At 68.5% G+C, this 13390-nt stretch carries 13 protein-coding genes and 1 pseudogene; 6 read left to right on the top strand and 8 right to left on the bottom strand.

Annotated features, from left to right (window positions below; genetic code table 11):
* Positions 1-2: 2 nt before the first annotated feature.
* Positions 3-1136, bottom strand: a complete 1134-nt coding sequence (locus TY25_RS30640; RefSeq protein WP_042261945.1) for a BTAD domain-containing putative transcriptional regulator — start codon at positions 1134-1136, stop codon at positions 3-5.
* A gap of 308 nt (positions 1137-1444) precedes the next feature.
* On the opposite strand from TY25_RS30640, the gene TY25_RS30635 reads away from it, so the two are divergent.
* Entirely contained in the window at positions 1445-2449 is a 1005-nt protein-coding gene (locus tag TY25_RS30635; RefSeq protein WP_042261943.1) for an acyl-ACP desaturase, read from the top strand.
* Between the two features lie 62 nt (positions 2450-2511).
* Here TY25_RS30635 and TY25_RS30630 read toward each other — a convergent pair whose 3' ends face one another.
* The 3 genes from TY25_RS30630 to TY25_RS30620 all read right to left on the bottom strand — a co-directional run bounded on the left by TY25_RS30630 (position 2512) and on the right by TY25_RS30620 (position 5234).
* Complete coding sequence (locus tag TY25_RS30630; RefSeq protein ID WP_146153997.1) at positions 2512-3201, bottom strand: DUF998 domain-containing protein; 690 nt, start codon at positions 3199-3201, stop codon at positions 2512-2514.
* Positions 3198-4373, bottom strand: coding sequence for a lipase family protein (locus TY25_RS30625; RefSeq protein ID WP_226887383.1), 1176 nt, complete (start codon positions 4371-4373; stop codon positions 3198-3200). The genes TY25_RS30630 and TY25_RS30625 overlap by 4 nt, the downstream gene beginning before the upstream one ends.
* A gap of 240 nt (positions 4374-4613) precedes the next feature.
* Positions 4614-5234: a TetR/AcrR family transcriptional regulator gene (locus TY25_RS30620; protein WP_042261937.1), complete on the bottom strand. Its 621-nt coding sequence runs from the start codon at positions 5232-5234 to the stop codon at positions 4614-4616.
* Positions 5235-5329: 95 nt separating this feature from the next.
* On the opposite strand from TY25_RS30620, the gene TY25_RS30615 reads away from it, so the two are divergent.
* Genes TY25_RS30615 through TY25_RS30605 form a run of 3 tightly spaced genes read left to right on the top strand, consistent with a single transcriptional unit; the run spans position 5330 to position 8386 of the window.
* Entirely contained in the window at positions 5330-6550 is a 1221-nt protein-coding gene (locus TY25_RS30615; protein WP_042261934.1) for a cytochrome P450, read from the top strand.
* Between the two features lie 27 nt (positions 6551-6577).
* A complete protein-coding gene (locus tag TY25_RS30610) occupies positions 6578-6772 on the top strand; it encodes a ferredoxin (protein WP_042261932.1) in 195 nt (64 codons plus the stop codon).
* A gap of 60 nt (positions 6773-6832) precedes the next feature.
* Complete coding sequence (locus TY25_RS30605) at positions 6833-8386, top strand: phytoene desaturase family protein (protein WP_042261928.1); 1554 nt, start codon at positions 6833-6835, stop codon at positions 8384-8386.
* Between the two features lie 6 nt (positions 8387-8392).
* Here the strand turns inward: TY25_RS30605 and TY25_RS30600 are convergent, their stop codons facing one another.
* From TY25_RS30600 to TY25_RS30590, 3 genes are read right to left on the bottom strand one after another with little or no spacing between them, the layout of a single operon-like run.
* A complete protein-coding gene (locus TY25_RS30600; RefSeq protein ID WP_042261925.1) occupies positions 8393-9376 on the bottom strand; it encodes a zinc-binding dehydrogenase in 984 nt (327 codons plus the stop codon).
* A gap of 13 nt (positions 9377-9389) precedes the next feature.
* On the bottom strand, positions 9390-9812 hold the full coding sequence (locus TY25_RS30595; RefSeq protein ID WP_014984153.1) for an organic hydroperoxide resistance protein: 423 nt from the start codon (positions 9810-9812) through the stop codon (positions 9390-9392).
* Position 9813: 1 nt separating this feature from the next.
* Positions 9814-10260, bottom strand: coding sequence for a MarR family winged helix-turn-helix transcriptional regulator (locus TY25_RS30590; RefSeq protein ID WP_042261923.1), 447 nt, complete (start codon positions 10258-10260; stop codon positions 9814-9816).
* Positions 10261-10511: 251 nt separating this feature from the next.
* On the opposite strand from TY25_RS30590, the pseudogene TY25_RS42050 reads away from it, so the two are divergent.
* Positions 10512-11222 (top strand): annotated as a pseudogene (locus TY25_RS42050) (SAM-dependent methyltransferase); the annotation flags it as partial.
* Positions 11223-11309: 87 nt separating this feature from the next.
* Here TY25_RS42050 and TY25_RS30585 read toward each other — a convergent pair.
* Positions 11310-12086 (bottom strand): IclR family transcriptional regulator, encoded by a 777-nt coding sequence (locus TY25_RS30585; RefSeq protein WP_029898029.1) that lies wholly within the window; start codon positions 12084-12086, stop codon positions 11310-11312.
* 87 nt (positions 12087-12173) lie between these two features.
* On the opposite strand from TY25_RS30585, the gene TY25_RS30580 reads away from it, so the two are divergent.
* Positions 12174-13390: histidine ammonia-lyase (locus tag TY25_RS30580; protein WP_042261919.1), on the top strand; the 1217-nt coding region annotated here is incomplete at its 3' end.

Genomic DNA, 13390 nt, shown 5'->3' with positions numbered 1-13390 from the left:
GCTCACCCTTCCTGTTCCGGCCGCACCAGCGTGAAGATCAGTTCGTAGTCACCGATCCGGATCTCGGCTCCGTCGGTGAGCGCCTCGCTGTCGACGATGCGCATCCCGTCCACGAAGACGCCGTTGGAGGAGAGCAGGTCTTTGATCAGGTAGGTGAGCCCGTTGTGCAGGATCGCCGCGTGATGGCGGCTGACCTTGCCGTGCTCGAGCACGATGTCGTTGTCGGACAGCCGGCCGATCCGGGTGATGGTGCCGGTGATCGCGTAGGTGGTGCCGCAGCGATCACGCAGCAGAGCGGTGGGTCCGCCCGCGCTCTGATCGACGATGGTGGTGGCACGAAACGAGGTCGCCGCCGCCCTGGCGCGGAACTCGAGCGGCTCCTGTCGCAGGATGCGCGCCTCGAGTTCGCGGATCGGCGGGCCGGGATCGATGCCGAGTTCGTCGGCGAGGGTCGCGCGCAGCCTGCGGGCGGCGTCGAGCGCGTCGGATTGGCGGCCGTACACATAGAGCGCGGTGATCAGCTGCTCCCACAAGGGTTCTCGCAGGGGATGGTCGGCGACGAGCAGCGCGAGTTCGGAGATGACGGCCTCGGCCCGTCCCTGGGCGATATCGGCTTCGGCGCGGGCTTCGATCGCGCACAGCCGGTCGTCGTCGAGCACGGCGGCGTAGGCGTCGGCGAACGCGAGCCCGCGCAGGTCCGCGAGCACCGGCCCGCGCCACTGGCCGAGCGCGCTGGAGAGCAGTTCGCTCGCGGTGCGGAAGCGGCCCGCGGTCAACGCGCGCAACCCGGCCTCTTTCCGCACCCGGAAGCGCTGCACGTCGCTGGCGTCCTCGGCCACCGCGACCCGGTAGCCCGCACCGACCTGCGCCAAGACCGAGCGCGCTTCGATGCCGTTGTCCCGCAACGGCTTGCGCAGATTGGACACGATGGTGTGCAGGCTGACCCGGATATCGGGCGGCGGGTTTTCCTCCCAGACCGCCTGCGCGAGCGCCTCCACCGCGACCGGGCGATTCGCGTTGATCAGCAGGTACGCCAGGACCGCCCGCTGCTTCGGGCCGCCCAGCGGCTGGCGAACGCCGTCGATCGAGAGTTCCACCGCGCCGAGCATGCTGAACTGCACGCGAAGCGCCGTCATCGCGAACCGGGAAAGTCGTGCGGCCGATCGAACCCAGTCATGGTGGACTCCTCACGACGCGCCATCGTCCGCGCGTCGTCTGTGAGAATACCCAGCGGACCGCGGTGCGGTTGCCCGCCGCGTGTGCCCGGTTCCTGCCCCTGCCGCCGGCGTAAGCCGCTGATCAGCGGGTACGCGGCGGTACCTGGCAAGCTGGGGACGGCGGTTGATTTGGCACCTACGGATCCGTAGGCTCGCGGAGGTTGTCGCGCGGACGGTGCGATCCGTCCGCGTCCCGGGTGAGCCGAAACGTCTGAGGGGAAACACATATGGGGCGTCATCTGACCCAGCTGGAGCTGCTCATCGAGCTCGAGCCGGTGGCCGCGGCGAATGTCGACCGGCACCTGTCGATGACGAAGGACTGGCACCCCCACGACTACGTGCCGTGGGACGAAGGACGCAACTTCGCCGCGCTGGGCGGCGTCGACTGGGATCCGGAGCAGTCGCGCCTATCGGACGTGGCCAAGGCGGCCATGATCACCAACCTGCTCACCGAGGACAACCTGCCCTCGTATCACCGGGTGATCGCCGAGAACTTCTCCCAGGACGGCGCCTGGGGCACCTGGGTGGGCCGCTGGACCGCCGAGGAGAACCGGCACGGCATCGTGATGCGGGACTACCTGGTGGTCAGCCGCGGCGTGGACCCGGTCGAACTGGAGAACGCCAGGATGGCGGCGATGACGACCGGGTTCGACCCGCTGGCCGTGGCCGAACGCCGCGAAGTCGACCCGGATGTGGTGCCCAACGCCGGCTTCCTGCTCGGTGTCGCCTACGTGACGTTCCAGGAACTCGCGACCCGGCTCAGCCACCGCAACACCGGACGGGTGTGCAACGACCCCATCGCGGACAAGATGCTGCAGCGCATCGCCGCCGACGAGAACCTGCACATGATCTTCTACCGGAACATGTGCGGCGCGGCGCTGGACCTGGTGCCGGATCAGGCGCTCGAGGCGATCACGCTCACGCTGATGAACTTCCAGATGCCGGGCGCGGAGAACCCGAACTTCCGCCGCTACGGCGCGCTGATGGCCAAACACGGCATCTACGACATGCGCCAGCACCTCGAAGACGTGATCATGCCGGTGCTGCGGATCTGGAAGGTGTTCGAGCGCACCGACTTCACCGCCCGCGGCGAGCAGACCCGCGAGCAGCTCGCGGCCTTCCTCGCGAAGTACGAGAGCGACATGCTGAAGTTCGAGGAACGCCGCGACCGGATCGCCGCGCGCCAGGCGGCCAAACGTGACTCGGCACCATTGACCACCACCGTGGTCTGAGCGGGTCACGACACCCGTACCCGGTGGGGACACCGGGTACGGGCTGAGTACGGGTCGGCGGGTCAGTCTCGGTCGGCCTGCCGGGCGAGCCGGGGGAGTGCGGCCAGGACAACGACACCGGTCAGGATCCGCCAGAGCACGAACGGATCGATCGCCAGGCGTTCGGCCGCACCGGCGCCCAGGCCGAGATGATCGGTGGCGAGACTGGCGATCATGCCGAACACGGTGACGACGATCAGCGCGACGGTGGCGAGCGTGAATCCGCGATGACGCCGATAGAGCCAGGCGATGATGATCATGATCGCCAGGCCGGTCACCAGCTCGACGATCGCCCCGGTCGGGTGCAGGACGGCGCGCGCCCGGCTGCCGCCGGGAACCTCGTCCGCGCTTCCCGGAAAGAGGCCGACGAGCACGATGGCGACGCAATTGACCAGGGCCAGGAGGGGAACAGTCCGTCCGAGAAGGGTTTTCGGTAACAGCGGCGTCAGGCACCACGCCGCCCCGAGGACGAGCACACCGAGCAGCACGAACTCGGACGACATCACCGCATGCCACGGCGAGCAGATGTAGCGCGACGGCACCAACCCGTACTGCCCCATGTCGCCGAGACATTCGGGCACCCCGAGGTCGCTGATCATGTTGCCGGCCCAGCCGTACCCCGGCTCGGCCCAGCGCGCCGCCACCACCGCCTGCACGACGTAGTAGGACACCGTCAGGATCAGCAGCGCCGCACCGGCTTTCAGGCGCCTCATCGGCGGCACGTGGTGGCCGGGGCGGGCTGTCCCGTGAATCTGTCGTTGATCCACGCGGTCACCGACTCGCCGCGGGCCCGCCACGCCTCGTGTCCGCCGGGCAGCACGTTGTCCACCAGATTCGTGCCGAGCGAGCACATGTCGGCGACCGCCTGGTTGGTCCACGCGGTGCTGACCAGATCGTCGTTGTCGCCGCGGGCGATGAAGGTCGGAATGTCGGTGGCGGCCTTGGGCAGGTTGCCGCCGGCTTCGTAATCGGCTAGTGCGCGCCGCGCCGCGTCGTCGACGAACTGCGCGGCAGCGGGCGTCGCGGCCTGACCGATGGCCAGGTCCTTCAGCGTGGTCTGCCCGGTGCAGAGCCCTTCCAGCCGCGGTGCGGCCGTGAGCAGCGGACCGTGCAGCACCTTGTCGAACGAATAGTCCGGGTCGCTGTAGCGGACCGCCGACACCAGGTAGGGCAGCAGCATGTACTGCCCGACCGTCAGCGTTTTCGTCTCCGCGGCCCGGGCCAGTTCGCTGCGCAGCGCCGGCGACAACAGCACATCCCCGATGAGCTCGAGTTCCGGCGCGTAGGTCGCGGCCGTCTCCGCCGCGGACTCGGTGGCCCGCCCGCCCTGCGAAAGGCCCACCAGCACCACCTTTTTCGTCAACGGCAGGTCGAGTTGCCGGACCGCCCGGACGGAGTCGAGCACGTCGTACCCGGACGATTCGGCGTGCAGGTACGGCGCCGCACCCGGCCCGTCGAGGCCCTGATAGTTGGTCATCACCACCGCCTTGTGGGCGTCGAGCAGGTTGGCCACGGTCACGTCGTTGCCGTACAGCGCGGGCGAGTTCGTGGGCGCGCAGTCACTGACCACGCCCGCGGTGCCGTGCGCGTAGGCCACCAACGGCCAACCGCCTTCCGGCGCGGTGCCTTTCGGCAAGTACACCGCGCCCGACACCTCGATGGGGGATTTGTCCGGTGCGGTGGAGATGTAGCGGAAATAGGTTGCCGAGGCGGCCGCCGCGGCGATCGTCGGACCGCCGTTGGTGAGCGGCCGCTGGGCGAGCAGTGTGCCCGGCCGCGGCGGGGTGTCCGGGTCCGCGTCGTTCGAGGCCGAGCCGCAGCTCGCGGCCAGCAGCACCGCGGTCGCGGTGAGGGAAACCCACGTCAGTGCCCTTTTCGGTCGCACGTTCCTGTTGCTCCTTCGATTCTGCCGCGCACCGTCGGTCGAGCCCGTATCCAGCAAGATCAGGATGTCCTGTGATCGCCGTCTCCGCACGCGTCAGTGAGCGGAATCTCAACCTCGGCACCGATTCGTAACCCGGCGCGCCTGGTGCGTGAAGCAGAACTTCAGCGAGTCATGGCCGTGCTAATTCCCGTGCCCCGCCACTGCTTCGAGGCCGGCCGCACGAACGCCGGGAGGTCGCGTTCAGGAATGGGGACGCAGAACCAGGGGAAGGTAGATGTCGTCGACGATGTCGAGGATGACGTCATCGGTGACCGGGGCGTCGAAGAGGAGGAAGTGGTTGCGCAGGAGGTCGGGGGCGACGGTGGCGCGGCGGGAGGTCAGGATTGCGCGGTCCACTTCGCCGCGGTCGACGGCACGTTCCAGGATGACGTGGATCGCCGACGAACCGACCCGCTGCACGCGTTCCCGGATGAGGCGGCCGAGTTCGGCGTCGCGGGTCATTTCGGCCAGCAGGCCGCGCATGATGCCGCCGAACGGCGTGGCCAGCTTCGCCGACATCTGTCGCAGCAGGGCTATCACGTCGGTGCGGAGCGCACCGGTGTCGGGGAGATCGACGTCGGAGACACCACCGGATTTGCAGGCGTCGACGACCAGTTCGGCACGGCTCGCCCAGCGCCGATAGATGACGGTTTTGCTGGTGCGCGCCCGAGCCGCGACCCGGTCCATGGTGAGCGCGGAATAGCCCACCTCGGCGAGTTCGTCCAGGGTCGCGGTGCGGATGGCTTGCTCCAATTCCGCGCCGCGCCTGCGCGTGTTCTTCCGGTAGTGGGCCGCCGCGTCGACGGATTGCTGGACTTTCACTGGCGGCTGGCTCCTGAAAAGCGTTGCGTTGCTTGGGAAGACACTCTAATCTAAAAATAGAGTACTAAGAGTATCTTACGATCTCGAGGGGACCGATGAACGACACAGTTGTGACACCCCGAACCGACGACCCGCCCGCCTTCCCGAGTAACCGCACCTGCCCGTATCGCCTGCCCGATCAGTACACGAAGCTGCGCGACGAGCAGGATTCGCTGCACAGGGTGACGCTCTTCGACGGCGCGCAAGCCTGGGTGGTCACCAAACACGAAACCGCCCGCGCCCTGCTCGCCGATCCGCGCTTATCGGCCGACCGCACGCACGCGAACTTCCCCGCCGTTTCGCCCCGCTTCCGGGTCTTCCAGGCGAGCAAGCCGGCTTTCATCAGCATGGACCCGCCGGAACACAGCATCCAGCGGCGGATGATGATCAGCGAGTTCACCCTGAAGCGGGTCAAGGGCATGCGCGCCGATATCGAGAAGATCGTGCACGGATTCATCGACGACCTGCTCGCCGCCGGGCCGCCCGCCGACCTGGTCGGTCAGTTCGCGCTGCCGGTACCGTCCATGGTGATCTGCCGACTGCTCGGCGTGCCGTACGAGGACCACGAATTCTTCCAGGACGCCAGCCGGCGATTGGTGCAGTCGACGACCGCGGAGGGCGCGATCGCCGCGCGGCGCGATCTCGCCGTCTACCTGGACGGATTGATCACCAGGTCGCAGGCCGAGCCCGGCCCCGGGCTGCTGTCGAGCCTGGTCACGGAGCAGCTGGCGCGCGGCGAGATCGACCGCGAGGGCCTCGTCTCCTCTTCGATCCTGCTGCTCGTCGCGGGACACGAGACCACCGCCTCGATGACGTCGCTGTCGGTGATCACGCTGCTCGAGCATCCGGACCAGCATGCGGCCCTGCGCGCCGACCCGTCGCTGATTCCGGGCGCGGTCGAAGAACTGCTGCGCTACCTGGCCATCGCCGATATCGCCGGCGGCCGATTCGCGAAGGCCGACATCGAAATCGACGGCCATGTGATCAAGCGGGGCGAGGGCGTGCTCGTCTCGAATTCCATTGCCAATCGCGACGGTTCGGTCTTCGCCGAGCCCGACACCTTCGATGTGCACCGCTCGGCCCGCCAGCACATCGCGTTCGGTTACGGCGTGCACCAGTGCCTCGGCCAGAATCTGGCCCGCCTGGAGCTCGAGATCATCCTCGGCGGTCTGCTCGAGCGTATTCCGACCCTGCGCCTGGCCGTGCCCACCGAGCAGTTGACCTTGCGTCCCGGCACCACGATCCAAGGCGTGAACGCACTTCCGGTCACCTGGTGACCGAGTCCGACCGCGAAAGGAGTTCCCATGCACGTCACCGCCGACCGCTCCGTATGCGTAGGCGCGGGCCTCTGTGCCCTGACCGCGCCCGCCGTCTTCGACCAGGGTGACGACGACGGCCTCGTGGAAGTCGTCACCGCCGACCCCGGCCCGGAAAGTGCGGCCGCCGTTCGTGAGGCCGTCGACATCTGTCCCTCGGGCGCCGTCGCTTTCACCGAGTAGCCGCCGCGCCCTGTCCGGTTCCGGCAACCGAGCCGGGCGTTCCCGTGCTATCCAGTACAGATGCAGCCGACACGATCGAGATATGACGTGGTGATCGTCGGCGGCGGCCACAACGGGTTGGTGGCCGCCGCGTATCTGGCGCGCGCCGGGCGGTCGGTGTTGCTGCTGGAGCGGCAATCGCACACCGGCGGCGCGGCCGTGTCGGCGCGCGTGTTCGCCGGGGTGGACGCCCGGTTGTCCCGGTACTCGTATCTGGTGAGCTTGCTGCCGCGGCAGATCGTCGCGGAACTCGGCTTGTCGTTCGCGACGCGCCGCCGGCGGATCTCGTCCTATACGCCGGTCGGTGCGGGCGGATTGCTGGTGGACACCGGCTCCGCGGCGCGCACCCGGGACAGCTTCGTGCGCCTGACCGGATCGGACCGGGATTTCGTTGCGTGGCAACAGTTCTACGGCACGACGGCCCGGCTGGCCGAGCGGGTCTTCCCGACCATGACCCAGCCGTTGCCGACCCGCGCCGAGCTGCGGCAGCTCATCGGCGATGCCGCCGTGTGGGATTCGCTGTTCGAGCGTCCCCTCGGCGAACTCGTCGAATCGACCTTTCATGACGACACCGTGCGCGGCGTAGTGTTCACCGACGCATTGATCGGCACGTTCACCCATGCCCACGATCCGACCCTGCGCCAGAACCGCTGCTTCCTCTATCACGTGATCGGCGGCGGCACCGGCGACTGGGATGTGCCGATCGGCGGCATGGGCGCGCTGACCGACGCGCTGGCCACCGCGGCACGCAAGGCCGGCGCGGAGCTCGTCACGGACTGTGCGGTCACCGCCGTCGCCACCGACGGGGACGAGGCCGAGGTGAGTTTCGCCGGCGGCGCCGTCGCCGCGGGTCATGTACTGGTGAATGCGGCGCCCCAGGAACTGGCCGGGTTGCTCGGCGCACCGGCCGACCCGAAACCCGAAGGCGCACAACTGAAGATCAACATGCTGCTGCGCCGCCTACCGAAGTTGCGGGACAGCGCGGTCGACCCCGGCGAGGCGTTCGCGGGCACCTTCCATATCGCGGAATCGTACGCACAACTCGACCAGGCCTACGGTGAGGCGGCGATCGGCCGGATCCCGTCCGCGCCGCCCTCGGAGATCTACTGCCACACCTTGACGGACCCGTCGATCCTGTCGCCGGAGTTGGCGGCACAGGGTATGCACACCCTGACGCTGTTCGGCCTGCACACCCCGGCAAAGCTTTTCGCGAAAGACCCGGCCCGGGTCAAGGCCGAACTGGTCGAAGCGACCTTGGCTCAGCTGGATTCGGTGCTGGCCGAACCGATCGCGGACTGTCTCGCGGTCGACGAGCGCGGCGAGCCCTGTCTGGAGGCGAAGACGCCGCTGGACCTGGAACGTGAGGTGGGCCTGCCGGGTGGGCATATCTTCCACCGCGACTTGGCTTTTCCCTACCGTGCGGACGATTCCCCGGTGGACGCGGCCACGCGCTGGGGTGTCGCCACCGCGCACGCCAACGTGTTTCTCTGCGGCGCGGGCGCGGTTCGCGGCGGCGGGGTCAGTGGCATTGCCGGTCACAATGCCGCGATGGCCGTCCTCGAACCGCGCCCCTGAGCAGCGTCAAACCTTCGGTGAAAGGGCGACTTTCGCGCGTCGTCCGGGGCTTTCGGTGGCGATCGCCGCTTCGGCCGCCGAGTCCAACCCGAAGGTGGCTTCGACTTCCAGGCGCAGCACCCCTTCGGCAGCCGCGGACAGCAGCTCGCCGATCAGACGCCGCCGGTCTTCGGCCGGTGTTTCCTCGATCCGCTTCGACCCCCAAAAGCCCTTCACCACGGCCTGTTTGAAGATGAGCGTGCCAGGGTTCAAGCTCAACGGCTGCCCGGACAGCGCGCCGAACGAGATCAGCCAGCCCTTGGGGCCGAGCAAGGCCAGCAGGTCGTCGGCCGCACGGCCGCCCACCTGATCGACCGCCCGCACGATCGGCGCGCCCGCGGTCGCGGCCGTGGCCGCGTCGCGCCAGCCGTCGGCCTCGGTGTCGAACACCGGCTCGAAGCCATCGGCTTGCAGCGCCGCCACCGACTTCGGCCCGCGCACCAGATTGAGCACCCGGATACCGCGTTGCCCCGCAAGCACATTGACGAGCCTGCCGACCGCGCCGTTGGCCGCGTTGACGGCGATCCAGTCGCCCTCGGCCAGCTCGAGGTCTTCGAGCAGCATCAACGCGCTGAGCGGCATGGCGAGCAATTGCGCGGCGGTCTCGTCGGACACCTGGTCCGGCACCGGCACCGCCTGGGCCGCCTTCGCGAGGAAGTAATCGGCCCAGACGTTCTGTGCGCCGGACACGGTGACCCGTTGGCCGACAGTCAAACCGGTGACGCCGGGGCCGAGCGCGTCGACGATACCGACGCCTTCGGTGCCGGGGATCGCGGGCAGCGCCGGCCGGTAGCCGTACACGCCACGCACGATGGCCAGGTCGTGATTGTGGATGGGGGACAGGATCAACGCGACCCTGATCTCGCCCTCGCCTGGCTCGGGTACCGGCCGTTCCGCTGTGGTCAGTACGTCTTTGGGATCTCCGAAGCGCTCGATGACTACAGCACGCATGTCGGCCCTCCGCTCAGTCTTCGGCGACGACTACGTCGACGTCGATGTTGCCGCGGGTGGCGTTGGAGTAGGGGCACACCTGGTGGGCTTTGTCGGCGAGCGCCTGCGCTTCGTCACGGGACAGGTGCGGCAGCGAGACCTCGAGGGTGACGGTCAACCCGAACCCGCCCGCGTCGTTCGGGCCGATGCCGACCTTCGCGCCGACGGCCGAGTCGTCGATATTCGCCTTGGCCTGCTTGCCGACCAGGCGCAGGGCGCCGTGGAAGCAGGCCGCGTAGCCCGCCGCGAACAGCTGTTCGGGGTTGGTGCCCTCGCCGCTGCCGCCCATCTCCTTGGGCGCGGCGAGGGCGACGTCCACCTTGCCGTCGGTGGTCCTGGCGTGCCCGTTGCGCCCGTCGCCGGTCGCCAATGCCTCTGCGGTGTACAGGATCTGCATGTCATTCTCCTTGTTCGAGGGTCGATGTCAGTGCTTCGGTCAGTCGCCGCAGGCTGGCCTGCAGCATCAGGTATTCGTCCATGGACAGCCCACTGGCGGCCGACATCTGCGCAGGAATGCCGCAGGCCTCGGCGCGCAGCGCCCGCCCGTGTTCGGTGAGGTGGATATCGACGCGACGTTCGTCCTCGGCCGAACGCCTGCGCTCGATGTGTCCCGCGGCCGCCAGTCGCTTCAACAGCGGTGAGAGTGTTCCGGAATCCAGTGCCAGCGCCTGGCAGAGCTCGCCGACACTGCGTCCGTCGCGCTCCCAGAGAGCCAGCAGTACGAGGTATTGCGGGTAGGTGACCCCGAGCTTTTCGAGCTTTGTTCGGTAGACCGCCGTCATCGCCCTCGACGCCGCGTAGAGCGAGAAGCACAGCTGCTCGTCGAGGTGGAGGGGATCGGCCATGCCAACAACGTAGCCCACAACTAAGTTGTGCACAACCTACTTGGTGGAGTGTTCCGGGCCACAGCTCCGGCCGAGGGCTGGGCGGCGGTAGAGTGTCGGGCCGATGGCGCCCGTGCACAAACGATTCCCGTTCGTTCGGCGACTCGTGTCCATTCTGACTCTTTGATGTTTATCTCCGAATCTGCCGACACGCGTTCGTGGGCGCTTGTACAGTCAGCCGCACGTCGCCTTACCCTGCTAGGAGCCGCATCATGGTCCGCGAAAACGATCGGCTGATCCGCACCGATGTACCGCACTCCGCACGGATCTGGAATTATTGGCTCGGGGGACAGGACTTTTACGAAGTCGACCGCATTGCCGGCGAGTCCGGCGAATCGGTATTCCCGGATATCGGCACGATGGCCCGGCAATCGCGCCGATTCCTGATCCGCATGGTGCGTCATCTCGCCGCCGAGGCGGGCATCCGGCAGTTCCTCGACATCGGCACCGGACTGCCGACGATGCAGAACACGCACGAGGTCGCGCAGAGTGTCGCGCCCGAGTCCAAGATCGTTTACGTGGACAACGATCCGCTCGTGCTGGCGCATGCGCGGGCCCTGCTGATCAACACCACCGACGAGGGCGTCACCGCACTCGTGGAATCCGATTTCCACAATCCTGAACAGATTGTGCAAGAGGCACGCAATATTCTGAACTTCAACAAGCCAATTGCCGTCATGTTCATGGGCGTACTCGGTCACGCACGCACTTGGGACGACGTTATCCGCATCACCGGTGCGCTACAGGACGCCATTCCATCCGGTAGTTATTTCGGTATGTACGAGGGCACTACGGAGGATCAGCGACTGGTCCGCCTATCGGACTACTACGCGAAAACCGGCGCGGTTCCGTACTACGTCCGCAGCGTCGATCAGATCCGTGAGGTCTTCCGCGATCTCGAACTGGTGGAGCCCGGCGTGGTGCCGGTGAACCAGTGGCATCCCGACGCGGCCGAGCCGATCGAAAAGCCCTCGGCCGCCTGGGGCGGGTCGGGCGCAAGCGCTGAGCGATCACCGGCCGCCGATGCGCTGGGTCAGCTGATCCGCGGTGGCGCGCACCCGGGCCGCCAGCGGCGCCCAGTCCGCCGGGCACGGCGACACCTCGCAGTGGTGCCGCAGCGTGACGCTGATCGCCGCGATCGGACTGTGGTTGTGATCGAAGACCGGATAGGCCACCGACGCGAAACCGGGAGTGACGTGCCCGTCCTCGCAGGCCCAGCCGCGACGGCGTTCGGTCGCCAGCACGGTGCGCAACGCCTGCAACGAGTTCGGCCCCCGTTCGGTGCGGCGCACGAACGCAGCCGCCGACGGGAACAGCGCGCGGATCTGCGCCGGCGGCAGATGGGCCAGGATGGCCCGGCCACACGCGGTGAGATGGGCCGGCAGCCGGACACCGACGCCGGTGACCAGGGTTTCCGGCCGAACCGGACGCTCCTTGATCAGATACAGCAGCTCGTTGCCGTGCAGCACGCCGAGATGCGCGTTGTGCCCCACCTGCTCGACCAGCTCGCGCAGTAGCGGTCCGGCCAGCCGCTCCAGCGGATCGTGGCGCAGGTAGGCCGAGCCGAGTTCGAACGCGGCGATGCCCAGTCCGTAGCGCCGCTCGCTGGGCAGTCGCGTCACGAAGCGGGCCGCCTCCAGCTCGCCGAGCAGGTGATAGGTGGTGGACCTGGGCAGGTCGAGCTCGCGCGCGATCGTCGAGGCCGAGATGGGTCCGGCTCGTCCGGCCAGCAGTCGCAACACCGCCAAACCGCGACGCAACGCCGGGACGTCACTGCTGGTTCCCATGCCATCTCCTCGGCGTGTCTTGGATATCAGACACTATCGCACCGGCTCGCGTTCTCCGCCGCCCGTCGCGACGGTGGAATAGTGGCCATGCCCGACACCGCACAGCTACCCACCGTGGCCCTCGACGCACCCCTCACCGGGGAGCAGGTCGTCGCCGTCGCCCGGCACGGCGCCAAGGTCCACCTCAGCCAGGCGACCGAGGATCGGCTGGCCGCGGCGCGGGCCCACGTCGACGCGCTGGCCGCGGGCGCGGTGCCGACCTACGGTGTCTCCACCGGGTTCGGTGCGCTGGCGACCCGCCACATCCCGGCCGAGAGCCGGGTCGCGTTGCAGCGCTCGCTGATCCGCTCGCACGCCGCGGGCGCCGGTCGCCCGGTGGAGCGTGAGGTGGTCCGCGCGCTGATGGTACTGCGGCTGCGCACCCTGGCCACCGGCCACACCGGCGTGCGGCCCGAGACGGCCGCCACGCTCGCCGCGTTGATCAACGCCGACATCACCCCGGTCGTGCACGAGTACGGCTCCCTCGGTTGCTCCGGCGACCTCGCCCCGCTGGCCGCCGTCGCGCTGGCGCTCATGGGCGAGGGTGAGGTCACCGACGCCGCGGGCACCGTGATGGACGCCGGAAAAGCGCTGCGCCTCAACGACATCCAGCCGGTGGTCCTCGCCGAGAAGGAGGGCCTGGCGCTGACCAACGGCACCGACGGCATGCTCGGCATGCTGGTGCTCGCGCTGGCCGACCTCACCATGCTGCTCGACGTCGCCGACATCACCGCGGCGATGAGCGTGGAGGCGTTGCTCGGCACCGACCGGGTCTTCGCCGCCGACCTGCAGGCTTTGCGCCCGCATCCGGGACAGGGCCGCTCCGCCGCCCGGATCGCGGCCGCGCTGGCCGGCTCGGACATCGTGGCCAGTCACCGTGGGCCCGACTGCAATCGGGTGCAGGACGCCTACTCGCTGCGCTGCGCGCCGCAGGTGCACGGCGCGGCCCGGGACACCGTGACGCACGCCGAACTGGTCGCCGGCCGGGAGCTGGCCGCAGCCGTCGACAACCCGGTGGTGCTGGCCGACGGACGCCTGGAATCCAACGGCAACTTCCACGGCGCCCCGGTCGCCTACGTGCTCGACTTCCTGGCGATCCCGGTGGCCGACGTGGCGAGCATGGCCGAACGCCGCACCGACCGGATGCTGGATGTCGCACGGTCCCATGGTCTTCCGGCGTTCCTGGCGGCCGACCCCGGCGTCGACTCCGGCCACATGATCGCCCAGTACACCCAGGCCGCGGTGGTCAGCGAACTGAAGCGGCT

The organism is Nocardia brasiliensis NBRC 14402 (genome assembly GCF_000308475.2).
Taxonomy (GTDB): domain Bacteria; phylum Actinomycetota; class Actinomycetes; order Mycobacteriales; family Mycobacteriaceae; genus Nocardia; species Nocardia brasiliensis.
This window is presented reverse-complemented; position numbering and strand designations above follow the sequence as displayed.